The 23380-nt window shown below is 64.6% G+C and carries 24 protein-coding genes and 1 riboswitch; of the genes, 11 read left to right on the top strand and 13 right to left on the bottom strand.

Features of this window, described 5'->3' with window-relative positions; genetic code table 11:
- Positions 1-13: 13 nt before the first annotated feature.
- The 6 genes from sufD (at position 14) to B5M41_RS22835 (ending at position 5845) form a co-directional block, all read left to right on the top strand.
- Complete coding sequence (gene sufD / locus B5M41_RS22860) at positions 14-1288, top strand: Fe-S cluster assembly protein SufD (protein WP_134650776.1); 1275 nt, start codon at positions 14-16, stop codon at positions 1286-1288.
- A gap of 65 nt (positions 1289-1353) precedes the next feature.
- Positions 1354-2592: a cysteine desulfurase gene (locus tag B5M41_RS22855; protein ID WP_134650775.1), complete on the top strand. Its 1239-nt coding sequence runs from the start codon at positions 1354-1356 to the stop codon at positions 2590-2592.
- 11 nt (positions 2593-2603) lie between these two features.
- Positions 2604-2984, top strand: a complete 381-nt coding sequence (locus B5M41_RS22850) for an SUF system Fe-S cluster assembly protein (protein WP_134650774.1) — start codon at positions 2604-2606, stop codon at positions 2982-2984.
- Between the two features lie 107 nt (positions 2985-3091).
- Positions 3092-3481 (top strand): Fe-S cluster assembly scaffold SufA, encoded by a 390-nt coding sequence (sufA, locus tag B5M41_RS22845; protein WP_134650773.1) that lies wholly within the window; start codon positions 3092-3094, stop codon positions 3479-3481.
- A gap of 107 nt (positions 3482-3588) precedes the next feature.
- Positions 3589-5475 carry a sensor histidine kinase gene (locus B5M41_RS22840; RefSeq protein ID WP_134650772.1) on the top strand — a complete coding sequence of 629 codons (1887 nt, stop codon included), beginning with the start codon at positions 3589-3591 and terminating at the stop codon, positions 5473-5475.
- On the top strand, positions 5459-5845 hold the full coding sequence (locus B5M41_RS22835; protein WP_134650771.1) for a response regulator: 387 nt from the start codon (positions 5459-5461) through the stop codon (positions 5843-5845). The genes B5M41_RS22840 and B5M41_RS22835 overlap by 17 nt, the downstream gene beginning before the upstream one ends.
- Before the next feature lie 67 nt (positions 5846-5912).
- Here the strand turns inward: B5M41_RS22835 and gcvP are convergent, their stop codons facing one another.
- The 5 genes from gcvP to B5M41_RS22810 form a co-directional block, all read right to left on the bottom strand.
- The gene (gene gcvP / locus B5M41_RS22830; RefSeq protein WP_134650770.1) at positions 5913-8774 is read right to left on the bottom strand and encodes an aminomethyl-transferring glycine dehydrogenase; all 2862 of its coding nucleotides are present in this window, start codon (positions 8772-8774) and stop codon (positions 5913-5915) included.
- Entirely contained in the window at positions 8774-9136 is a 363-nt protein-coding gene (gene gcvH, locus B5M41_RS22825; RefSeq protein WP_134650769.1) for a glycine cleavage system protein GcvH, read from the bottom strand. The genes gcvP and gcvH overlap by 1 nt, the downstream gene beginning before the upstream one ends.
- Positions 9137-9173: 37 nt before the next feature.
- Positions 9174-10313, bottom strand: coding sequence for a glycine cleavage system aminomethyltransferase GcvT (gene gcvT, locus B5M41_RS22820; protein WP_134650768.1), 1140 nt, complete (start codon positions 10311-10313; stop codon positions 9174-9176).
- A 152-nt stretch (positions 10314-10465) separates the two neighbouring features.
- Positions 10466-10567: riboswitch (glycine riboswitch) on the bottom strand.
- 168 nt (positions 10568-10735) lie between these two features.
- Complete coding sequence (locus tag B5M41_RS22815) at positions 10736-10969, bottom strand: DUF2171 domain-containing protein (protein WP_134650767.1); 234 nt, start codon at positions 10967-10969, stop codon at positions 10736-10738.
- A 75-nt stretch (positions 10970-11044) separates the two neighbouring features.
- Entirely contained in the window at positions 11045-11539 is a 495-nt protein-coding gene (locus B5M41_RS22810) for a peptide deformylase (protein ID WP_134650766.1), read from the bottom strand.
- A 302-nt stretch (positions 11540-11841) separates the two neighbouring features.
- Between B5M41_RS22810 and mgtE the strand changes: the two genes are divergently transcribed.
- The gene (gene mgtE, locus B5M41_RS22805; RefSeq protein ID WP_134650765.1) at positions 11842-13272 is read left to right on the top strand and encodes a magnesium transporter; all 1431 of its coding nucleotides are present in this window, start codon (positions 11842-11844) and stop codon (positions 13270-13272) included.
- An 86-nt stretch (positions 13273-13358) separates the two neighbouring features.
- Positions 13359-13745 carry a MerR family transcriptional regulator gene (locus B5M41_RS22800; protein WP_134650764.1) on the top strand — a complete coding sequence of 129 codons (387 nt, stop codon included), beginning with the start codon at positions 13359-13361 and terminating at the stop codon, positions 13743-13745.
- 48 nt (positions 13746-13793) lie between these two features.
- On the opposite strand, the gene B5M41_RS22795 is transcribed toward B5M41_RS22800, so the two are convergent.
- The 3 genes from B5M41_RS22795 to B5M41_RS22785 all read right to left on the bottom strand — a co-directional run bounded on the left by B5M41_RS22795 (position 13794) and on the right by B5M41_RS22785 (position 16083).
- The gene (locus B5M41_RS22795) at positions 13794-14267 is read right to left on the bottom strand and encodes a methyltransferase family protein (protein WP_134650763.1); all 474 of its coding nucleotides are present in this window, start codon (positions 14265-14267) and stop codon (positions 13794-13796) included.
- A gap of 5 nt (positions 14268-14272) precedes the next feature.
- A complete protein-coding gene (locus tag B5M41_RS22790) occupies positions 14273-15292 on the bottom strand; it encodes a DUF1624 domain-containing protein (protein WP_134650762.1) in 1020 nt (339 codons plus the stop codon).
- A 101-nt stretch (positions 15293-15393) separates the two neighbouring features.
- Complete coding sequence (locus tag B5M41_RS22785) at positions 15394-16083, bottom strand: DUF599 domain-containing protein (RefSeq protein ID WP_134650761.1); 690 nt, start codon at positions 16081-16083, stop codon at positions 15394-15396.
- A 560-nt stretch (positions 16084-16643) separates the two neighbouring features.
- Between B5M41_RS22785 and B5M41_RS22780 the strand changes: the two genes are divergently transcribed.
- On the top strand, positions 16644-18044 hold the full coding sequence (locus tag B5M41_RS22780) for an L-serine ammonia-lyase (protein WP_134650760.1): 1401 nt from the start codon (positions 16644-16646) through the stop codon (positions 18042-18044).
- 89 nt (positions 18045-18133) lie between these two features.
- Complete coding sequence (locus B5M41_RS22775; protein WP_134650759.1) at positions 18134-18571, top strand: DUF1489 family protein; 438 nt, start codon at positions 18134-18136, stop codon at positions 18569-18571.
- A gap of 60 nt (positions 18572-18631) precedes the next feature.
- Here the strand turns inward: B5M41_RS22775 and B5M41_RS22770 are convergent, their stop codons facing one another.
- The 4 genes from B5M41_RS22770 to B5M41_RS22755 form a co-directional block, all read right to left on the bottom strand.
- A complete protein-coding gene (locus B5M41_RS22770; RefSeq protein ID WP_134650758.1) occupies positions 18632-18904 on the bottom strand; it encodes a hypothetical protein in 273 nt (90 codons plus the stop codon).
- A 159-nt stretch (positions 18905-19063) separates the two neighbouring features.
- Entirely contained in the window at positions 19064-20521 is a 1458-nt protein-coding gene (locus B5M41_RS22765; RefSeq protein WP_134650757.1) for an SPOR domain-containing protein, read from the bottom strand.
- Positions 20522-20641: 120 nt separating this feature from the next.
- Positions 20642-21400: a hypothetical protein gene (locus B5M41_RS22760; RefSeq protein WP_134650756.1), complete on the bottom strand. Its 759-nt coding sequence runs from the start codon at positions 21398-21400 to the stop codon at positions 20642-20644.
- Between the two features lie 227 nt (positions 21401-21627).
- Positions 21628-22227, bottom strand: coding sequence for a transglutaminase-like cysteine peptidase (locus tag B5M41_RS22755; RefSeq protein ID WP_134650755.1), 600 nt, complete (start codon positions 22225-22227; stop codon positions 21628-21630).
- A 149-nt stretch (positions 22228-22376) separates the two neighbouring features.
- Here B5M41_RS22755 and B5M41_RS22750 point away from each other — a divergent pair, with 149 nt between their 5' ends.
- The gene (locus B5M41_RS22750) at positions 22377-22721 is read left to right on the top strand and encodes a hypothetical protein (protein ID WP_134650754.1); all 345 of its coding nucleotides are present in this window, start codon (positions 22377-22379) and stop codon (positions 22719-22721) included.
- Here the strand turns inward: B5M41_RS22750 and B5M41_RS22745 are convergent.
- Positions 22705-23316 carry a PilZ domain-containing protein gene (locus tag B5M41_RS22745; protein WP_134650753.1) on the bottom strand — a complete coding sequence of 204 codons (612 nt, stop codon included), beginning with the start codon at positions 23314-23316 and terminating at the stop codon, positions 22705-22707. The two genes, B5M41_RS22750 and B5M41_RS22745, sit on opposite strands and share 17 nt — an antisense overlap.
- Between the last annotated feature and the right edge of the window lie 64 nt (positions 23317-23380).

Raw genomic sequence — 23380 nt, 5'->3', positions numbered from 1 at the left:
AAGGAGTGATCTCATGAACATGCAGACAGGCAAGACGCTTTCCGTCGCCGAAACGGCGCTGTGCGCCGCCTATGACCAGGCCATCGGCGAACTGCCGGGCGATGGCGCCGTGCTGGCGGCGCGCGATGTGCTGATCAGCGATTTCAAGGAAGCCGGCCTTCCGACGCGCCGCATCGAGGCGTGGCATTACACCGACCTCAAGGCTCTGCTGCGCGCCGTTCCGGCCTTCGATCCGGCGGCCGCCGCCGACCGGATCGAGCCGCTCGTCGAGGGCGCAAACGTGCTGTCGGTCGTCAACGGCGTCGCCGACAAGCGGGCGTCCGCCGATGGCGTGTCAGTGACCCGCTTTGCGGATGCCCTCATCGACGGCTCCGCCGCCGCCGGCCTCATCGCCCGCGATGGCGACGACACGATCGGCCGCCTCAACGGCGCCTTCGTGCGCGACGGTTTCGTGCTCGACATTCCTGCCGGTGCCGAACTTGGGAACCCCGTCGAAATCCAGACGACGCAGAATGCCGGCCAGACGCATACGCGTTTCCCGGCGACCTTCGGCGCCAATTCCAAGGCGACCGTGATCGAGCGTCATGTGGCGACCGGCGAGAACGCCGCTTTCGTCACGACCGTCAGCGACATCACGCTTTCGGATGGCGCGGAGGTCACCTGGATCATTCTCCAGGCGCAGGGCGCAGCCGATACCCATCTCGGCCAGATCCGCATCACGCTGGGCACCGACGCGAAGCTTCGCCTCTACGTGATCAATGCCGGCGGCAAGCTCGTGCGGCAGGAAATCCATGTCGTGGTGTCGGGCGAGGGTTCTGATCTCGTGCTGCGCGGCATCAACCTGCTGGGCGGCGAGACGCACAACGACGTGACCTTCACGGTCGGCCACGACGTGCCGAACACGACCTCCACGGAAGTCATCCGCAACGTGATCTTCGATCGCGCCAAGGGCGTCTTCCAGGGCCAGATCCGTGTGGCGCCCGATGCCCAGAAGACCGACGCGAAGATGTCGTGCAACACGCTGCTCCTGTCCGACGAGGCCGACTTCTCGGCCAAGCCGGAGCTGGAAATCTTCGCCGACGACGTGCAGTGCGGCCACGGCGCGACCGTGATCGATATCGACCACACGCAGCTCTATTACCTGATGGCGCGCGGCATCCCGGAAAACAAGGCACGCGCCATGCTGGTCAACGCCTTCGTCGCCGAGATCGTCGAGGAGCTGGAAGACGAGCCGCTGGTCGAAGCCCTGGAAGGCGTGATCGCCGCCTGGCTCGAAAAGCACGCGTAACCCTGGGCAATCCCGGCAGGCGGGCGTCGCTTGCCTGCGGGACTGCTTAAGCAAGGATCATCGAGATGGAACATGTGCCGGCAAAGACCTATGATGTCGAGGCGATCCGCAAGGATTTCCCGATCCTGTCGAAGACGGTCTATGGCAAGCCGCTGGTCTATCTCGACAACGGCGCCTCCGCGCAGAAGCCGCAGTCGGTGATCGACGCGATCTCCAGCGCCTATTCGAACGAATATGCCAACGTGCATCGCGGCCTTCACTTTCTGTCGAATGCGGCGACCGACGCCTATGAGGCGGCGCGCGAGAAGGTTCGCCGTTTCCTGAACGCTTCCTCGGTCGACGAGATCGTCTTCACGAAATCCTCCACCGAGGCGATCAACACCGTCGCTTACGGTTACGGGATGCCGAAGATCGGCGAAGGCGACGAGATCGTGCTGTCGATCATGGAGCACCACTCCAACATTGTGCCGTGGCATTTCATCCGCGAGCGGCAGGGCGCCAAGCTCGTCTGGGCGCCGGTGGACGATGCGGGCGCCTTTCACATCGAAGACTTCGAGAAGTGCCTCACCGAGCGCACCAAGCTCATCGCCATCACGCATATGTCCAATGCGCTGGGCACGATCGTGCCGGTGAAGGAAATCTGCCGTATCGCCCGCGAACGCGGCATTCCGGTCCTGGTCGATGGCTCGCAGGGCGCGGTGCACATGCCGGTCGACGTGCGCGACATCGATTGCGACTGGTATGTCATGACCGGCCACAAGCTCTACGGCCCGTCCGGCATCGGCGTGCTCTACGGCAAGACGGACCGCTTGAAGGAGATGCGTCCCTTCCAGGGCGGCGGCGAGATGATCGTCGACGTCACCGAGGATATCGTCACCTACAACGACCCGCCGCATCGTTTCGAGGCCGGCACGCCGCCCATCGTGCAGGCGATCGGGCTCGGCTATGCGCTCGACTATATGGAGAGCGTCGGCCGCGCTGCGATTTCCGCGCATGAAGCGGATCTGCGCGACTATGCCCATGAGCGGCTGTCCGCGATCAATTCGCTGAAGATCTTCGGCACGGCGCCCGGCAAGGGCTCGATCTTCTCCTTCGAGCTTGAAGGCATCCACGCCCACGACGTCTCCATGGTCATCGACCGGGCAGGGGTTGCGGTGCGCGCCGGCACCCATTGTGCGCAGCCGCTCTTGAAACGCTTCGGCGTGACCTCCACATGCCGGGCATCGTTCGGCCTTTACAACACGCGCGCCGAAGTCGATGCCCTGGCCGACGCGCTCGACCATGCCCGCAAATTCTTCGCCTGAGGAGGTGGAACATGTCCCTCGACGCAACCGAAGACAAGATCGACGTCCGTGAAGGCATCGTGCATTCGGCCATCCCGGCCGATGAGTTGGCGCGCCTGTCGGACGATGTCATCGCCGCCCTGAAGACGGTCTATGATCCGGAAATCCCGGCCGATATCTTCGAACTCGGCCTGATCTACAAGATCGACATCGAAGACGACCGCATGGTCAAGATCGACATGACGCTGACGGCGCCGGGTTGCCCCGTCGCCGGCGAAATGCCGGGCTGGGTGGAAAACGCCGTGGGCGCCGTCGAAGGCGTGTCCGGCGTCGAGGTTTCCATGACCTTCGATCCGCCGTGGACGCCCGACCGCATGTCGGAAGAGGCGCAGGTCGCCGTCGGCTGGTATTGAGGGCGAGGCCGGGCGGCGCTCCGCTATTGATCGCGGCGGCCGGCGGCACTAGATTCAGAGTCGGAACCGTCGGGCCTTGAACCCGTCAGGCCGAAGGAGAAATGACCATGGCCTTTGCAGTTATGACCCTCACGGATGCGGCGGCGGACCGGGTGAAAGCCATTGTCGACAATGCCGGCGACGGCGCTTCGGGCATTCGCGTCGGCATCAAGAAGGGTGGCTGCGCAGGCATGGAATATTCCATCGACCTCGTCACCGAACCCAATGCCAAGGATGACCTGATCGAAAAGAACGGCGCCCGCGTCTGGGTGGCGCCGGAGGCCGTGCTCTACCTGCTCGGCACCGAGATGGATTTCGAGGTGACGACGCTGCGCTCCGGTTTCACCTTCCACAATCCCAACCAGACCTCCGCCTGCGGCTGCGGCGAATCGGTCGAGCTGAAGCCCGCCGACCTTGCCGCGCTGGCGGCCGCCGGCCAGCCAACCGTGCGCGCCTGACCTGCAAAAACGCCCTGCCTGCATCTTTTCTTCGTCCGCCGTTTTGCCTAGGCTCCCGCAGCCGGCGAAGGGCTTGATGCCGGCCTGAGCGCGAAGGAGGGCGGGCGATGATGGATTTTGCCGCCGCACTTTACCAGGATTTGCCGTTTCCCGTTCTGATCGTCGACGCGCAGGCGTGCGTCCTGTCCTGCAACGATGCGGCCGCCCGCGTCTTCGCCCGGGTCGCGGGCCATGCAAGCGCGCCGGGCTCGCCCGTCATAGACGACCCCGCCATTGCCGATACGCTCGCGCGTCATGCAGCCGGCGGGCGGGAGAACGCCCATCCTTTCCTCTTCAAGGTCGACAGGAATGCCGGGCTCGAAGCCACGGCCCATGTCATTGCGCTGCCCGGCGAGACGGACGGCCCGCGTTACGCGCTTCTCCTGCGCAGCCTGCTCAGCGGCGGCAGCCACGGCGAGCAGATCCTGCTTGGCCAGCGCATCGCCTCCGCGCTCGACACGATGGAGGAGGGCTTTGCCATCTTCGACCGGCACGAGCGGCTCGTCCTGTTCAATCGCTCCTATCGCGAGCGCTGCGGCAAGGCGCGCGAGGCCGTGCGCGTCGGCGCGACCTTCGAGAGCATCGTGCGCGCCAATGTTCGCGCCGGCATGTTCCCGGGCATCCGCGAGGGCACGCCGGAGGCCGAGGCGATGGTGCGCGAGCGTCTGGCCAGCCACCGCAGCGCGGGCAGCGGCGGCGATGTCTTCAGCTTCGGCGACGACCGCTGGCTTCGCGCCGAAAGCCATGTGGCGGAGACCGGCGATATCGTGGCGCTGCGCATCGACGTGACGGAGCTCAAGCGCACGGAGGCGGCGCTGGAGGAAAAGCGGCGCGAGTACTTCTCGCTGCTGCAGATCCTGCCCGACATGATCGTGCGGTTCGACCGCAACCTTTCCATCCTCTTCGCCAATGACAGCTACGCGCAGCATGTCGGCGCGACCGCCGATGCGCTGATCGGGGCCTGCCTGCGCGATGTCGCCTGTGCGCCCGAGCAGACGGCCGCCCTGATCGATATCGCCGGCTATACCCCGGAACAGCCGGTCAGGACGCGGGAGATCTGCACGCAGGGCGCCGATGGCCAGCAAGACTGGATGCTCTGGACGGCCGTGGCGACCTTCGACGACGACGGCGTTTGCGAGGTGGTGGCGGTCGGCCGCGACATCACCGAGACGAAGCGGCAGCAGGCCCGGGTGGAAGCGCAGGCGGACGAGCTGCGCCGCAAGAACGAGGCGCTCGACCAGTTCACCGCCACGGTCTCGCACGATCTCAAGGCGCCGCTGCGCCATCTTTCCATGTTCGCGGAGATGATTTCGGAGGACCTGCATCGCGGGGAATTCGCCGAGCTGCCGCATTATGCCGATCATGTGCGCAAGAGCGCGGCGCGCATGCGGCGCATCATCGACAGTCTGCTGGAATATTCGCAGATCGCCTATCGCATCGCCGCGCCCAAGCCGGTGGACCTGTCCGGCGTGGTACACGATGCGCTGGCGCTGCTCGAAAGCCACGTGCAGGAAAGCGGTGGAACCGTGGAAGTCGCCGACATGCCCGCGGTCATGGGTGACCGCGAACTCCTGAAGCGCCTCGCGCAGAATCTCATCGGCAATGCATTGAAATACCGCCGCCCCGAATGCGCGCCGGTCGTGCGCGTCTACTGCCGGGAAAACGAGGCGGGGCTCGATTTCGTCGTGGAGGACGAGGGCATCGGCATCGATCCGCAGCATGTCGACCGCATCTTCGAAGTCTTCCAGCGGCTGCACCGCAACGAAGCCGTCTACCAGGGCACCGGCATCGGCCTGGCGCTGGCGCGCCGGATCGCGGAAAGCCACAACGGCCTGATCACCCTTGACACGACCTATGGTCCGGGCGCACGCTTCGTCGTGACGTTTCCGCAAACCGCGAAGCCAAGGGGGAACGATCGTGGGAGGCCTGGCGAGGAAGATGATCGTCGTCGATGACGATCCCGTGGATGTGCGTTTCGTGCTGCGCGCCTTCAGCGACGCCGGCAGCACGCTCGATATTACCCATGTCTCGGATGCGAAGGCGGCAAGCGACCGTCTCGATGCCGAGGTCTTCGACTATATCCTGCTCGACATCAACATGCCCGGCACCAGCGGCGTCGATCTCCTGAAGCGGCTGCGCAGCCGGCCGCGCACGGCGGTCACGCCCGTCATCATGTTGTCCTCTTCGTCGAGTATGACCGACATCAACCGCGCCTATGAAAGCGGCGCCAATGCGTATGCCGTGAAACCCTCGACGCTGAGCGGCTACCGCGAGTTCGCGGAGGGCTTTACGCGTTTCTGGGTGGACGTCGCCGTCTCGCCCTGACCTTTCCCTGCCCGAAACGGAAAACCCCGGCCGATCGATCGGCCGGGGTTCGAATGCGTTTGGCGGGCTATTCCGCCGCGTCCGCGTAGTCCTCCAGCGGCGGGCAGGAGCAGACGAGGTTGCGGTCGCCATAGACATTGTCGACGCGGTTGACCGGCGACCAGTACTTGTCGACGCGGAAGGCGCCCGGCGGATAGCAGGCCTGCTCGCGCGAATAGGGGCGATCCCATTCGCCGACGAGGTCTTCCACCGTGTGCGGCGCGTTTTTCAGCGGATTGTTGGCCCTGTCCATCCGGCCTTCCTCGATGGCGCGGGCTTCCTCGCGGATCGCCAGCATCGCATCGCAGAAGCGGTCGATCTCGGCCTTCGTCTCCGATTCGGTCGGCTCGATCATCAGGGTGCCCGCAACGGGCCAGCTCATGGTCGGCGCGTGGAAGCCGCAATCGATCAGGCGCTTGGCCACGTCATCGACGGTGACGCCCGCGCTGTCGACCAGCGGGCGCGTGTCGATGATGCATTCATGCGCCACACGTCCCTTGGCGGACTTGTAGAGCACGTCATAGGCGCCCTTGAGACGGGCGGCGATGTAGTTGGCATTGAGGATCGCCACCTTCGTCGCCTGCGTCAGCCCGGCGCCGCCCATCATCAGGCAGTAGCTCCAGGAGATCGGCAGGATCGAGGCCGAGCCGAAGGGGGCTGCCGAAACCGCACCGGCCTCGCCCGTCAGCGGGCTTTCCGGCAGGTAGGGCGCCAGATGGGCCTTCACGCCGATCGGTCCCATGCCCGGGCCGCCGCCGCCATGCGGGATGCAGAAGGTCTTGTGCAGGTTGAGATGCGAGACATCGCCGCCGATATCGCCGGGGCGGGCGAGGCCCACCATGGCGTTCATGTTGGCGCCGTCGATATAGACCTGGCCGCCATGGCTGTGCACGATGTCGCAAATCTCGCGCACATTCTCCTCAAACACGCCGTGGGTCGACGGATACGTGATCATGCAGCACGAGAGGTTTTGCGCGTACTGCTCTGCTTTCGCTCGGAAATCCTCCATATCGATATCGCCGTTCTCGGACACTTTCACGACGACGACCTTCATGCCGGCCATCTGCGCGGAAGCCGGGTTGGTACCATGCGCGGAGGTCGGGATGAGGCACACGTCGCGATGTGTGTCGCCGTTGGCGAGGTGATAGGCACGGATCGTCAGCAGTCCGGCATATTCGCCCTGCGCACCGGAATTCGGCTGCATGGAGACGGCATCGTAGCCGGTGATGTCGCAGAGCTTCTGCGACAGGTCCTCGATGAGATGCCGGTATCCCTGCGCCTGGTCGGCCGGCACGAAGGGATGGATTTCGGAAAACTCCGGCCAGGTGATCGGCAGCATTTCCGCCGTCGCGTTGAGCTTCATCGTGCACGAGCCGAGCGGAATCATCGCGCGGTCGAGCGCGAGGTCGCGGTCGGAGAGGCGGCGGATATAGCGCGTCATCTCGGTTTCGGCGCGGTTCATGTGGAAGATCGGATGCGTCAGGTATTCGCTGGTGCGCAGCAGATCGCCCGGCAGGCGGTAATCCGGCTCGAACTCCGAGACCTCGAAGTCGCCGCCGAAGGCGCGCCAGACGGCCTCCAGCGTGACGGGGCGGGAACGTTCGTCGAGGCTGATGCCGATGCGGTCGTTGCCGATCTTGCGCAGGTTCACCTCTTCCGCCACCGCCGTCTTCAGGATGATGCCCTGCAGCTTGCCGACATGGACGGTGATCGTGTCGAAGAACATGTCGGGCTCGACGGTGAAGCCGAGCTTTTCCAGGCCCTTGGCGAGGCGCACCGTCTTCTGGTGAACGCTCTGGGCAATCGCCTTCAGGCCCTGCGGACCGTGGAAGACGGCATACATCGAGGCCATGACGGCGAGCAGCACCTGCGCGGTGCAGATGTTCGACGTCGCCTTTTCGCGGCGGATGTGCTGTTCGCGGGTCTGGAGGGAGAGGCGGTAGGCACGGTTGCCGCGCGCGTCGATGGAGACGCCGACGAGGCGGCCCGGCATGGAGCGCTTGTAGGCATCCTTCACCGCCATATAGGCCGCGTGCGGCCCGCCATAGCCGACGGGGACGCCGAAGCGCTGCGTGCAGCCGATGGCGATGTCGGCATCCATGTCGCCGGGCGACTTGAGCAGCGCCAGCGCCAGCGGGTCGGCCGCCATGACGGCGATCGCGCCGGTCTGGTGCAGGCGCGCGTTCAGGCCGGTGAAGTCACGCACATGGCCATAGGTGCCGGGATACTGGAAGATCGCGCCGAAGACGTCGACGGGATCGAGATCGGTGAAGGGGTCGCCGACGATGATCTGCCAGCCGAGCGGCTCGGCACGGGTCTTGAGGAGCGCGATCGTCTGCGGGTGGCAGTTCTCGTCGACGAAGAACGCGGTCGCCTTGGACTTCGCCACGCGCTGCGCCATGGCCATCGCCTCGGCCGCCGCCGTCGCCTCGTCGAGCAGCGAGGCATTCGCCACGTCGAGGCCGGTCAGGTCGCAGACCATGGTCTGGTAGTTCAGGAGCGCCTCGAGGCGGCCCTGGCTGATTTCCGGCTGATAGGGCGTATACGCGGTGTACCAGGCCGGGTTTTCCAGGATATTGCGCTGGATGACCGGCGGCGTGATCGTGCCATAGTAGCCCTGGCCGATCAGCGAGACGAACTTCCTGTTGCGGTTGGCGGTCTCGCGCAGCTTGTCGAGCGCCTCGCGCTCGGTCATCGCCGCACCCCATTCGAGCGCCTTCGTCTGGCGGATCGATTTCGGCACGGTATCGTCGATCAGCGCATCGAGGCTGTCATAGCCGATCACCTTCAGCATCGCCTCCATTTCCTTCGGCGACGGGCCGATATGGCGACGGTTGGCGAAATCGTAGGGCTGGTAATCGGTAAAGGCGAAGTCCTTGGGAAGGTTCATCAGCCGACAAGCTCCTTGTAGGCGGCTTCGTCCAGCAGGCTGTCGGCATCGGCCGCATTGGCGAGCTTCAGCTTGAAGAACCAGCCGGCACCCTGCGGGTCGCTGTTGACGAGCGAGGGATCGGCGGTGATCGCCTCGTTGATTTCGACGATCTCTCCGTCAAGCGGACAATAGACGTCGGAAGCCGCCTTCACGGATTCGACCGTCGCCGCGTCGCCGCCCTTCTCGAAACTCGCGCCGACTTCGGGCAGTTCGACGAAGACGAGGTCGCCGAGCTGTTCGGCGGCATGCGTCGTGATGCCCACGGTGGCGACTCCGTTCTCGATTTTCAGCCATTCATGTTCTTCGGTGAATTTCAGCATGTTTGTTCCTCTCTGGAATGGGAATGGTGCGCGCCGATCAGCGCTTGAAGGTGTTCTTGACGAAAGGCATGGCGGTGACGGTGACGGGCAGGAATTTGCCGCGCACGCCCGCATAGAGCTCTGTTGCGGGAGCGGCCGCCTTGCCGTCGACATAGCCCATGGCGACGGGTCCATCGACGGAAGGGCCGAAGCCGCCCGATGTCACGGTGCCGACGATATCCTGCCCCTCCGGGTCGGTCGCGAGGACTGCGCCGGCGCGAACCGGGGCGCGGCCCTCGGCGCGCAGGCCGACGCGGCGGCGCGCGGCGCCGTTTTCAAGCTGGTCGAGAATGACGTCGGCGCCCGGAAAGCCCCCAGCGCGTTCACCGCCCGTGCGGCGGACCTTCTGGATCGCCCATTCCAGCCCGGCTTCGACCGGCGTCGTGCCGGTGTCGATGTCGTTGCCGTAGAGGCAGAGGCCGGCTTCGAGGCGGAGCGAATCGCGCGCGCCGAGGCCGACGGGCAGCACGTCGGGATGATCGAGCAGGCGCCGGCACACCGTCTCGGCGAGGGCGGCGGGAATCGAGATTTCGAACCCGTCCTCGCCGGTGTAACCGGACCGCGAAACGATGCAGTGGGCGTCGTGCAGGTCGCAGGCGCGCACATCCATGAAGCGCATGGCCGACACGTCCGCCCACAGTTCCGCCAGCACGGCCTCGGCATGCGGCCCCTGCAAGGCGACCAGCGCGCGGTCGTCGTGCAGCGTCAGGTCGCAGACGTCGCCGATCTTCTCCTGCATATAGGCGAAGTCGGCGTCCTTGCAGGCGGCGTTGACCACCACGTAGAAGTGGTCGCCGCGGTTGGCGATCATCAGGTCGTCGCGGATGCCGCCCTGGTCGTTGGTGAAGAGCGCGTAGCGCTGGCGGCCTTCGGGAAGGCCGACGATATCGACCGGCACCAGCGTTTCCAGCGCGCGGGCCGCATCCGTGTTGTCGCCGGAGCGGGCGCGCACCGTGACCTGGCCCATATGGGACACGTCGAACAGGCCGGCGGCGGCGCGTGTGTGAAGGTGCTCCTTCATCACGCCGGCGGGATATTGCACAGGCATGTCATAGCCGGCAAACGGCACCATGCGGCCGCCGAGCGAGACGTTCAGCGCGTGAAGCGGGGTTTTCTTGAGTTCAGACGATCCGTCCAAAGGCGCCCTCCGGTCGTTGGGCGCCTGATCCTTCAGGCGCCGGCTCACAATTCAGGCGCAGCTGCGCCGTTCTCCTGAGCCCCCTCTGTCCCTTCGCCTGAGATTGTTATCCCTTCGGCGAGCGCTCGCGCGCTTCTCTCCAGAGTTTCGACGGCACCTTGCTGGTCCTTTTGCCTGAGAGTTTCCGGGGCGGTTGCTCCTTCGGCACCGGCGCTACCTTCATCGAGGCAGCCGGTTTCTCCCAGCGAGGTCGATTCCAGATAACGGCCTTGCCCGGGTTTTGGCAAGAGCGGCGCGTCGCTCTCGAACAATTTTTTGTCGTTGAGGGAAAGCGGCGCGATCGGGGCGAGGGGTGCCGCGTCGTCCGGATACGGAAAACCCGCCTTTCGGCGGGCTTCCCTGGTGGTTCGTGACAGATGCGGTCAGTTGATGGACGACCATTCGCGCTTCACGTCGTCGGCATCCCTGTTGAGGTGCACGTGGGAATCGACGTGATCGACCCAGTCGAGCGGGATGAGGTGGTGCTGGCCGTCGTCGGAATCGCTGCGGGTCAGCTTGATACGGCTGTCGCCTTCCATGTGGTCGACCGTGCCGACATGGCGGCCGTCGGCAGCCTTGACTTCCATATGTTCGCGAATCTGGTTTGCGGTGACCATCGGTCTTCTCCTTTTCACGGGGATGGATAGACCCAAAACGTGTTGACCCGCGTGTGGTTCCGACCTTTCTGCGCGTCAGGCGCCGGCCTTCCGGAACTTCTTGACGATGCGCTCGCGTTTCAGCCGCGAGAGGCGGTCGATCCAGAAAATACCGTCGAGCTGGTCGATCTCGTGCTGCAGGCAGACGGCGAGAAGGCCGTCCGCCTCCTCCTCATGGTTTTGGCCTTCGAGGTCCTGCCAGGAGACGCGGATGCGGGCAGGGCGCTCCACCTCGTCCGTCACGCCGGGCATGGAGACGCTTCCCTCCATGTGGCGCTGCATGTCCGGCGAGGACCAGGTGACCTGCGGATTGACATAGACGCGCTGCGAGGCCGGGCCGTCGAGCTCGATCACCGTGAGGCGTTCCAAAATGCCGACATGGGCCGCCGTGATGCCGATGCCGGGTGCCGCGCGCATCGTATCGGCAAGGTCGCCGGCAAGCGCCGCCAGACGGCTGTCGAAGATGGTGACGGGCCGGCAGGCCGTGCGCAGGCCCGGATCCGGAAAGCGCAGGATGGGCAGGATCGCCATGATTGCTCCGCTGATATGTTGCTGGCGTGTTCCTAGCGTGTTTGCGCCATGCGAGAAATGCCCGCCATCGCGCGGCGGTCGAAGCGGCGTGATTAGCGTTGATTTGCAACAGCTTGTTAAATTCTTTCGCCGCCCTACCATTTGCCGTGTTCGACAATGGACCGGCCGGGCGCTTTGCTTTAGCACGATGGAAAGCGAGGCTCTCCCGACCGGTGCTTCGCGCCGAGCCCTGCCCAGCAATCCCAATCGTTCCCGCTTCGCAAACCTGCCGCGCGGGACAAGCCGATACAAGGAGCGCCCCGATGGAAAACACCGGTGACGACGACCGTATCCGCGCGGGGCAGACCGAGCAGGCCAATTTCCCGCCCGAGGATATCTATGCCGAGGATGGTTCGATCCGCTCGGATTTCCTCATGCATGTCGGCGCGGCGATTGCCGACCGCGACCTCCTGTTCCTGCGCCGCCATGTCCTGCGGCTGCATGAATCGGAACTGGGCGATCTTCTGGAGGCCATCCAGCCGGAGCAGCGCCACCAGCTCGTCTCGCTTCTGGGCGACGACTTCGACCTGTCCGCGCTGACGGAGGTCGACGAGGCGATCCGTCTCGACATCGTCGAGCACATGCCCAACGAGCAGATCGCCGCGGCCATCGGCGAGATGGATTCGGACGACGCCGTCTACATTCTGGAAGACCTCGACGAGGCCGACCAGGACGAGATCCTGTCGAAGCTGCCGTTTACCGAGCGCATCCGCCTGCGCCGTTCGCTGGATTACCCGGAGAGCACCGCGGGCCGGCGCATGCAGACGGAGTTCGTCGCCGTACCGCCGTTCTGGACCATCGGCCAGACCATCGATTACCTGCGCGAGGATGCCGACCTGCCGGAGAGCTTCTCGCAGATCTTCGTCATCGACCCCACCTTCCGCCTGCTCGGCGCCATCGATCTCGACCGCATTCTGCGCACGCCGCGCAGTGCGAAGATCGAGACGGTCATGCGCGAGACGAACCACCCCATCCCGGCCGACATGGACCAGGAAGAGGCGGCCCAGCTTTTCGAGCAGTACGACCTTCTCTCCGCCGCCGTGGTAGACGAGAACGGCCGTCTGGTCGGCGTCCTCACCATCGACGACGTGGTGGACGTCATCCAGGAAGAGGCGGAGGAAGACCTGATGCGCCTCGGCGGCGTGGGCGACGAAGAGCTGTCGGACACCACCATCGACACCGTGCGGTCGCGAGCGCCCTGGCTGCTGGTCAACCTGCTCACCGCCTTCCTTGCGGCCTCCGTCATCTCCATGTTCGAGGCGACCATCGAGGAGATCGTGGCCCTTGCCGTGCTGATGCCGATCGTCGCCGGCATGGGCGGCAATGCGGCCTCGCAGACCATGACGGTCACGGTGCGCGCGCTCGCCACCCGCGACCTCGATATTCACAATGCCTGGCGCGTCGTGCGGCGCGAGGCGGGCGTCGGCGTGCTGCACGGCCTGGCGTTCGGCCTTGCCATCGGTTCGGTGGCGGCCTTCTGGTTCCACGATCTCAACATCGGCGGCGTGATCGCCGCCGCCATGCTGATCAACATGTGCGCCGCCGCCCTTGCCGGCATCATGATCCCCATGCTGCTCGATCGCGCCGGCGCCGACCCCGCCGTCTCCTCCAGCGTCTTCGTCACCGCCGTCACCGACATTGTCGGCTTTCTCGCCTTTCTGGGGCTGGCGACCTGGTGGTTCGCCGTCCGCTAGCGGGCACAGTGGCGTCGGAGGGACGGAAAAATTGACTTATACGTAAAAGTCAATAGAATGCCGACCCACAGAGGATCGGAGCAGGCGTGGACAAATACTATACCATAACCGAGTTGACGCGTGAATTCGGTGTATCCACCCGGACCCTGCGCTTCTACGAGGACGAGGGGCTGATCAATCCCGAGCGCCGTGGCCGGACCCGTCTTTTCCGCCCCGCCGACCGCCGCCTCATCCAGGAAATCCTGCGCGGCCGGCGCATCGGCTTCACCATCGCCGAAATCCGCGACATCATCCGTGTCTACAAGGATCCGCCGGGCGAGATCGGCCAGCTCGAACTGCTGATGACCAAGGTCAGCGAAAAGCGGGAAGAGCTGCGCCAGAAGCGGCGTGATATCGAGGAGACCCTGGCCGAGCTCGACAATGTCGAGGAAGCCTGTCTGACGCGTCTCGCCGAGATCGGCGTGGGCACGTAATCGTCGTCGGCAAGTCCGTCACAGGCGGATCCCGGCGGGCTGCGCGGCTCAGATCCAGCGCGTCGTGTCGTGGCAATAGCGCTCGAAATCCACACCGAAGCGGGAGAGCAGATGCAGTTCCTCGCGCTTGATGGCGACGAGGCTGGTCAGCGCCGCGGCGACCATGGCCGTCACGATGAACCAGGGATTGAGCACCGCAAGACCGATGCCGGCCGTCGCCAGCGTATAGCCGAGATAGATTGGGTTGCGGGTGAAGCGATAGGGGCCCGACGTCACGAGGTGGGTGGAGCAACGGTTCGGCAGGATCGTCGTGTGACAGTCGACCAGCGTGCGCATCGCCCAGACATCGAGGATGACCGCCGTGGCGATCAGCACGCCGCCGGCCGCGCGCGCGATCCAGATATTGGTCTCTGCCACCGAAAGCGGGAAATACGCCTGAAGCAGGAAGGCTGCCGCGATGGCCGCGCCATAGATGAAGGGCGGCCAGGGAAAGGCGAGCGGTTTCATGCGATAGGCATTCATGATTCCTACTCCTTCAGGTCGGTCGTCGCCTCGGCTGCTGCCGTGCATTGCGACGACATGCGGGTGATCCGCTCGTCCGTCGTCACGTCTATCGCGCCCCGGTTGAGGTCCGCGAACATGTTCTCATTCACCAGACTGTCCAGCGTGCAACTGCAGAAGCTCTGGCAGAAGCCGGCGCTGCGGTCGCTCTCGCAGGTTTTCGCGCAACTCTTGGTATACGCTTCCATCGGATTCGCCGCAACGGGCGGACTGACGAGAAAGGCGCCATAGACGAGCGCGATCAGCACGGGCTGATGAACAAGGTAGATGGCAAGACTGTGGCGGCCGGCCTGCCCCAGCAGGGTTTTCCACCAGCGTTTCGTGGTGTCGCCGAAGCCGGCCAGACGTGCGGGAAGTGCGCTTGCGACGAACAGTCTGGCGAGTGCTATGCCGAGCAGTACGGGCGCGATCCACGGCAGGAGCGGCACATAGTCGTTCGAGCGCGGGATGTCGACCGAGAGCCCGACCCACCACAGCGCGGGATGGTCGAACAGCGGCGCGCGCAGGTAAAGCGGCGCGGCGACGGCGGCAGCGGCGGCCAGCAGCGTGACGACGACGGGCAACCGGACGAAGAGAAGGCCGATCAGGCTCGACGCGACGATGGCATGCAGGATGCCGAAGAAGATGAACGTGTCGGGAAAGGCGAACCACGTCGCCACGCTGATGGCGGCAGCGGCGAGCGCGATCTTTCCCAGCCGGATGAAGTACGGCTTCGGCCGGAACCCGTTGGCGTGGCCGAGCACGAGGCTGAAGCCGACCAGGAACAGGAAGCTTCCGGCAATGAGGCGCGCGAAGATGCGCCAGCCGCCGGTGGTCGCGGTTTCCGCGTCGATATAGCCGAAATAGCCGAGGTCCCAGGTGAAATGGTAGATCGCCATGGCGATCAGCGCGACGCCGCGGGCCTGGTCGATCAGCGGAATGCGCGGCAGCGGGCGGATCGCCGTGCCTGTTTCCTGCGCATCTCCGTCAATCACCGTCGTCGTCATGGGTCGGGGTCGCCGCATTGCATGGATCCACTATAGAATGTCACGCCAAGCTTGCGCCGGGCGGATGGCCGAAAGGTGGCAAATCGGGGGAGGACAAGGCCTCAGTCGAGGCTTTCGAGCACCGCCAGCCGGGCTTCCGAATAGAACTGCCGGCGCACGAGCACGATGATGATGCCGATGGTCGTGAGGATGAAGAGATAGGGGCTGACGAACCAGCCGAGATAGCCGATCGACAGGAAGATGGCCCTGAGCCCCATGTTGAAGTGCTTGGCCGCGAGGATGTTCATGCGGATGACGCGGTCGGCGGCGAGGTCGGCGCCGGCCGGATCCTTGTGGATCTCGCCGCTCATCGGAATGGCGCCCAGGAGGATGGTGCAATAGTTGAACAGCCGGTAGGACCAGCCGAACTTGAAGAAGGCGTAGCCGAAGATCACGGCGAGCCCGCCGACCTTCATCTCGAAGCCGGCGCGGCTCGCGCGAAAGACGCCGGGCAGGTCGTTGAAGATCGCGAAGACCTGCTCGGTGGCGCCGAGCAGCGCAAAGCAGCTGCCGAGGGCCAGCAGCGACGTGGAGGCGAAGAAGGCCGTGCCGTTCTGAAGGCCCGCCATGATCTGCGTGTCGATCATGCGCAGGTCGCGGTGCATGGCGTTTCGGATCCAGCGCGCGCGCTGCGAACTCATCGCGCGGGTGAGGCTGACGCGGTTGAACAGCCGCTTGCGGTCGGTGATCGAGGAATACCCGATCCACAGGACGATGAAGAGGGCGAGGGCGACGAGATCCGGGGTGCTCATGTCAAAGCGTTGTGCCACGGTTTTTGCATTTTGCAAGCGACTGCGAACGCCGCCGTCACGTTGTTCAGACCTGCGGCGGGATTGCGGCGGGTGCATAAAGTGCCGCGCCGCGCGCAAGCGTCTGATTTTGCGACAGGTCATGCATCAGGCGCGGGGCTCGTATGCGGCGCGCGCCTCGCTTTCGCCATCTTTGCCGATTGCGTCTTCATGAAATCTTCATTAAACAGGGCCCGTCGGCGCCGATGACGGCTGCCGCTCGACATCTTCCACTTGGGGAAATCATGGAAAGTACCGCTCAGAAGTCCTGCTGGGGCATCACCGTCCGTGCAGTTCTCGGTTTTGGCATCATTCTGGTCATCGCCCATCTCTTCGGCGGCATCTGAAAAGACCGGGCCATAACCCCTATATAAACAGCGCGCTCCTCCAGGACGCGCTGTTTTTGTTTTGGGGCATGTCGCAGCCGTAAAACCCGATGTCGGGCGATCGCCATGAACGCAACGCGTGATAACGTAGCTTCGGCGGTCACAGCACAGCCTGCCGCGGCAAGGAGAAGTCCGGGAATGTTCCTTTCGGTTTTTGATGTCTTCAAGATCGGTATCGGTCCGTCGAGCTCGCACACGATGGGCCCGATGTCCGCGGCGAACCGCTTTCTGGATCTGGTTCTCTCCAGCGACTGGCCGCGCCCCTCGGGCGCGCAGGTCGCGGCGATCCGCATGAGCCTGCACGGCTCGCTCGCCTATACCGGCGTCGGCCACGGTTCGGACCGCGCCGTCATTCTCGGGCTGATGGGCGAGAAGCCCGATAGCGTCGATCCCGACCGGATGGAAGCCATCGTCGAGGAGGTCGAGCGGACCGGCCGCATCACGCCGCCCGGCCATCCCGCTTACGCCTTCCAGCCGAAGACCGACCTGATCTTCGACAAGAAGAACCCGCTGCCGGGCCATGCCAACGGCATGACCTTCTCCGCCTACGACCGAGACGACCGGCTGCTGCTCAAGCGCGTCTATTATTCCGTCGGCGGCGGTTTCGTCGTGACCGATACGGAACTGGAGCAGATGCGCTCCAGCAAGGCGCGCTCCAGCGACAGGAAGGTGCCGTTCCCCTTCGCTTCCGCAAGGCAGATGCTTGACATGGCCGAGCGCGCCAACATGACGATCGCACAGATGAAACGCGCGAACGAGGAAACCGCGATGTCGCGCGAGGAGCTGAATGCCGGCCTCGACCGCATCTGGGAGGCGATGAAGAACTGCATCGACCGCGGCCTGAAGAACGAGGGCATCATGCCGGGCGGGCTCAAGGTCCGCCGCCGCGCGCGCTCGATCCACGACAAGCTGCAGGAAGAGTGGCGCTCCAACAAGGTGAACCCGCTTCTGGCCAACGACTGGCTGTCCGTCTACGCCATGGCCGTCAACGAGGAGAACGCCGCCGGCGGCCGCGTCGTGACGTCGCCGACGAACGGTGCGGCCGGCGTCGTGCCCGCCACCATCCGCTACTACCTGCATTTCCACGAGGATGCCGACCAGGACGGCATTCGCGACTATCTGCTGACGGCTGCCGCCATCGGCGGGATCATCAAGCACAATGCCTCGATTTCGGGCGCCGAGGTCGGCTGTCAGGGCGAGGTGGGGTCCGCCTCCGCCATGGCCGCCGCCGGTCTTGCCGCCGTGATGGGCGGCACGCCCGAACAGGTCGAGAATGCCGCCGAGATCGCGCTGGAGCATCACCTCGGCATGACCTGCGACCCGATTGCCGGCCTGGTGCAGGTGCCGTGCATCGAGCGCAACGCGCTGGGCGCCGTCAAGGCGGTGACGGCCGCCTCACTTGCCATCAAGGGCGACGGCACGCATTTCGTGCCGCTCGACGCCTGTATCGAGACGATGCGCCAGACCGGCGTCGACATGAACGAGAAGTACAAGGAAACCTCGACCGGCGGCCTTGCCGTCAATGTCGTGGAGTGCTGAGCGTCCGCGCTTGCCTGTGGCCCGTTCTTGCCTGTGAATGCGACACGGCGGCCCCTTGACCCGGCCGCCGCAAGGGCGTTCAAGACATCATGGCGCTTCATCTCATCAAACTCTGTGTCGGTGCCGATACGATCGACGACCTGCGCGAATGGGTGTCCGAACGCTCGCTGATCGCGATGGCGGCGGGCATGGAGGCGCATTCCAGCCACATCACCCGCATGATCCCCAAACGGGACCAGGAATTGCTCGACGGCGGCTCGCTCTATTGGGTCATCAAGGGGCAGGTGCAGGCGCGGCAGCGCCTCCTCGACATCAAGACCTTCACCGATGTCGACGGCATCTCGCGCTGTGAACTGGTGCTGGGGCCCGAAGTGATCGAAACCGAGTTCCAGCCGCGCCGCGCCTTCCAGGGCTGGCGCTATCTGACCGCCGAGGACGCCCCGCGCGATCTCAAGAACATGGGCGAGGGCACCGCCGACCTGCCGATGGAACTGCGGCGCGAACTCGCCGAACTCGGCCTTCTGTGAACGTCCACATAAAGTAACGGCCCGTCCTTGGGGGCGGGCCGATAGGCTATGGTCGAAAGCTCAGCGGAGCCGGAGGCGCACCGGATGGCGGCGCTCGTTGACGCCGACATGCAGGTGGATGCCGGCGGAGGGCTGGCCGGAGCGCCAGGCCCGCGCGCCATGCGCGAGCAGCATCCCGACCAGGTCCTTCGTCTTGTTGCGGGAACGGCCGAGCCCGATATCCGCGATCCGCATCGCTGCCTCGTGCAGCGGGTGGAGCGTGCCCTTCAGCGGCCGGCGCTTTCCGTCACGCGCTGCGGAGGGGACATCGAAGAGGTTTTCGTTCATCGCCATGATCTGCCTCGTACGCAATACCTATCGAGGATGGCCGGGCCGGTACGCGGCCTCGACCTGCCTTCATCCGCAGCCGCCGGTACGCAATACCTGTCCGGGGCCGGTGCGGCATGAATGCTTTGTTTGCGGACCGCATCGCAGGGATGCGGCCCCTGTTCGTTACTGTTGGCTCGCCCAGCAGGCGAAGCCCTTCCTTTTCAGGGCCTTGCAGGCGGCTGCCGCGCGGTCCTGATTGTCGAAGCCGCCGAAGCGTGCGCGGTAGAGCTGCGCGCTGCCGCTGTTGACCGCCACCGTGAAGGGGGTTGCCGCGGACAGCGCCCGGCCGCCCTGGTCCTTGGCCTTCGCCAGAAGCTTCTGGGCCTGGTCCTGGTCCGGCGTGGCGCCGATCTGGATGACCCAGCCGGCGGGCAGGGCCTGGGTCGCCTTGGCGACGGCCGAGGTCGTCAGCTGGTCGACGGCGCCGCCATCGCCCTGTCCGGCGAGGTCCTCGGGCGGCAGGACGGCGTCGCGCTGTACCTTCAGCGTGGCGGCCAGGGCGCGCTTGCCGACGACTTCGGAGCTGCGCTCCGTCGTGGCGGCGTAAGCCGTCTCGATGCGGCTTTCCTCGTAGCGGTAGGACGGCACAGGGCCGTTTTCCGGCAGGTCCAGGCCACCGGCGACCGAGGCCGTTGCGGCCGTGGACGCGACTTCGGCGGTCAGGGTCGGCGCGGCCTTGGTCTGGGCGATCAGCTCGCCGTTGCCGCGACGGGAGGCCTGCGGCATGTAGGTGGCGATGAGCTTGCGCATCTGCTGGTCGCGGGCAGCACCCGAACGGCCGCCGATCACGACGCCGACGACGCTGCGGCCATCGGCCTGGGCGGACGTGACGAGGTTGTAGCCGGAAGCGCGGGTATAGCCGGTCTTGATGCCATCGACGCCGCGCACGCTGCCGAGCAGGCGGTTATGGCCGTTGATGGTCTGCTTGCCGAAGCGGAAGCTGCGGACCGAGAAATAATCGTAATATTGCGGGAAGTGCTGGCGCAGCGCGATGCCAAGGCGGGCCTGGTCGCGGGCAGTGGTCACCTGCGCCGAATTGGGAAGGCCGTTGGCATTGCGGTAGACGGTGCGCGTCATGCCGAGTGCGCGGGCCTTCTGCGTCATCATGCGTGCGAAGCGCTCTTCCGAGCCGCCCAGCATCTCGGCCAGTGCGGTGGAGGCATCGTTGGCGGAGCGGGTGATGAGGCCGAGCATGGCCTGTTCGACCGTGATCGAGTTGCCGACGCCGACGCCGAGCTTGGTCGGCGGCTCGCTTGCGGCGTTCTTGGAGAAGGGGACGCGGGTGTTGAGCTTGATCTTGCCGGCTTCGAGGGCTTCGAAGGTCAGGTACAGCGTCATCATCTTGGTGAGGGACGCGGGAAAGCGCAGTTCGTCCGCGCTATCGCTGTAGAGCACCTTGCCCGTCTTGGCGTCGATGACGATACCGGCATATTTCGGATTAGCCTGAGCCGGCGTAGCGACGGCCGCAGTAGCGGCGACCATTCCGACCATCACCAGACTTTTCGCCGCTTTGGCAAATGCCTGGACGGAGCGAGGCAGAAAATCGAGGAACACGGTAGGGGACACTAGGCTACTCTTCATTCTCGGATTGCACATGTGGCCCGGACGGGAGGTTTCCGGACGACTGATCCCGGCACAGTAGCGGCACAGCGTTACCAATCGGTTTATGATGAATCATTGGTTGCCGATGCCTGTACTTTTTTATCGGGCTCTGGTGGTGGGGACGCGACCGTCCTCGACGAGGGCGCGGCCGACATAATCGCGCATGCGGGCCTCGATGGCCTGCCACTGCGGCAAAAGTCTGCTCGAGAAGCGATAAAGCACAGAAAGATCGCGGCCGATGTGGATATCGCGCTGGCAATCGGCGCTGGTCGACTGTTTTTCGTCTGCCGGCATCATGCAGCGCACCGCGTAATCCGCGCCGTCGGGCAGGGTGCCTGTAAAGAAGACCTCGTCGCCATAGGCCGAATTGCCCTTGAGGCGGCGCAGCACGAGCCCGGCCGGGCCCGGTTGCGAACGTTCGTCGAAAAGCTGGCTGTAGATCGGGCCGAGCCGCCCCGACATGTCCTTCGACATCGTGCTTTGCGACAGGTTGAGGAAGACAAGGCTTTCCGGCCGGCCGGCATCGTTGAAGCGAAGCCGTTCGGCATTCGAGTAGCCGGCCATTTCCGGCCATGTGAGGTAGAGGTCGATCCGCTCGGCGCGGCCGATCCTGCGCTGTTCCTCGAAGCGGATGGTGTTGGCGGGAAGGCGGACATGGTCCTGGCCGACGATGATGTCGAGCACGTCGGTGCTTTCGGTGTGGCCGGCCAGCGCGATGCGCTCGCCCATCAGGCGGCCGCCCAGGCTGATCGCGACCGTCAGCGCCGCGAGTGCGGCGACGCCGATGGTCAGGCGCGTCAGCAGGCGATTGGAAATCAGCGGCGCATGCGTTTCCCCGCCCGTCGTTGCCGCAGCCATCTTTCCCTCGCGATTCCCAGAGGTCGAACCTGCGGGGAGCGTCGGCCAACAGGGTTAATTTTCGGTTGATTGTGGACGATGGTGAAAAGAAAGCGGCCGGTTCCGGGGACAACGGAACCGGCCGCAGGGCCATGGTCGGACGGGGATTGGGGACGGACCGGGCCCTTTCCTGCACCCGGCAGGGCTGCCGGGCTCATTGTCGCGCTGCGCCGTTACCGGCGGCGGTGTTACTTGACGCTACCGACAGCCTCGGCGCGGCCATCCTGCAGCTTGACCCACTTGCCGGCATGGACCGACGACTGGCGCTTGAGGAAGCGGTATTCGGTTTCCGACCAGAGCATGACCTTGTTGCGCATGTTGTCGAGCACGAAGTCGCCGCGGTCGGTGCGCACGGTCAGGACGGCATGGCCTTCGCCGTTCGGCTGGAGAACGACGGTGATGAGCAGGTTGGAGGGCGCGATGCCGGCTTCCATCAGGCGCTTGCGCTTGATCAGGACGTAATCCTCGCAGTCGGCCGCAGCTTCGGGATAGGCCCAGTGCTCTTCGACGCCGTAGATTTCCATGTCGGTCATCGGCACGAATTCGGTATTGGCCGTGTAGTTGACATTGAGGATCGTCTTCCAGCTTTCCGGCGTCAGCTTCAGCGGACCGGCATCCTTGCCGGTCGGGCCGCATTCATCGCTGTAGCGCTTGCAGAATTCGTAGTGGCCGATCGGCTGGTTGGTGGCGCCGGCGAGCGGAATGTTGGCCGGCAGGGCCAGCGCGACCTGTGCGGCGGCCAGCGAGAAGAGGAATGCAAATGTCCCTGTCTTGAGTGTTTTTGTCATTGTGTCGTCCCCGTTTGATGGGGTTACAATGACAGGCATGTTTTGATCTTGCGCGAAAACCCGAAGTATAAGTTAGTTCAAATCAAGATCGCATAAGTATAAAATAAAAACAAAATTCGAGTTTTATTTTATCTGTATTTGAGGCGAATTTGATTAAAATTGTAACGAATTTGCCGCTCGCCGGCTTCCGGCTATTCCGCGATAATTATCTGATTCCATTTGAATTTCCGGATTTTTTTCAACGGAAATGGTTCTGCGGGCCGGTTGCGCGCCATCCGATGGGGCACTTCATGCCCGGCTATGGTCGCCGGATTTTCACTCGCGGCCAGGGCGCGTGGCGTCGACTTGCACTTTGCGCCGATGTCAGCCCGAAATTTTTTTGCGTTTTTTCTGGTGAAGAGGTGCATCGTTCTGAAACAGAAAAGGGCCCGCCGGGCCCTTTTTCGTACAGTCCATGCCGCGTGGTGTCGCGGAATGCTACAGGAACGACGTGAGCGCTTCCTTCGACTGCACCGAGGAGAACTCGATGGCGACACCTTCCTGGAAGTGGCGCACCACGCGGCCCTTCATGCTGCCGAGCTGCACGGGGGTTCCGAGCGCCGGGCGCACTTCGATATCGATTGCCGCGCCCGACAGCGACAGGTCGATGATCCGGCAGGGATAGCGCCGGCCGTCGTCGAGGGTCAGTTCCGTGCGGGTGTTGCGCGGCGTCAGGCGGTCGTGGCGGCGGTCTTCCGGCAGGCCGAGCTCGTGCTTATTGGCGATCCAGGTCAGCTGGGCCGCGAGCTTCTCGCGCTTCCTGTCGGTCGCGGTCAGCTGGATCGCGAAGCCGGTGTCGTTGAGCAGCGCGACATTGCCTTCGATGCGGCCGAGGTGATCGATATAGGCGATGATCCGCTCGCCCATGCGGGGCCGCGCCGCGCATATGAAATTCGCATCGCCCGGCGACATGTCGAGCACCGTGCAGTCATACTCGTCGTGATTGGCGGTCATCAGCCGGCCCGACAGGTTGACCGAGACGCGCTGGAAGTTGCGCTGGTCGCTCTGGGGCTGCCGTGCGGCAGGCGATGCCTGTTGGAAAGAGTACATGAGCGCGGGTGCCTGATGATCCTATCTCTTTCCAACCTTTAATCTTTCTGGGTTAACAGAAGGT

It is taken from the genome of Shinella sumterensis (genome assembly GCF_004514425.2).
Taxonomy (GTDB): Bacteria; Pseudomonadota; Alphaproteobacteria; order Rhizobiales; family Rhizobiaceae; genus Shinella; species Shinella sumterensis.
The sequence above is the reverse complement of the archived record's forward strand: the minus strand, read 5'-3'. Positions and strand labels throughout refer to the sequence as shown.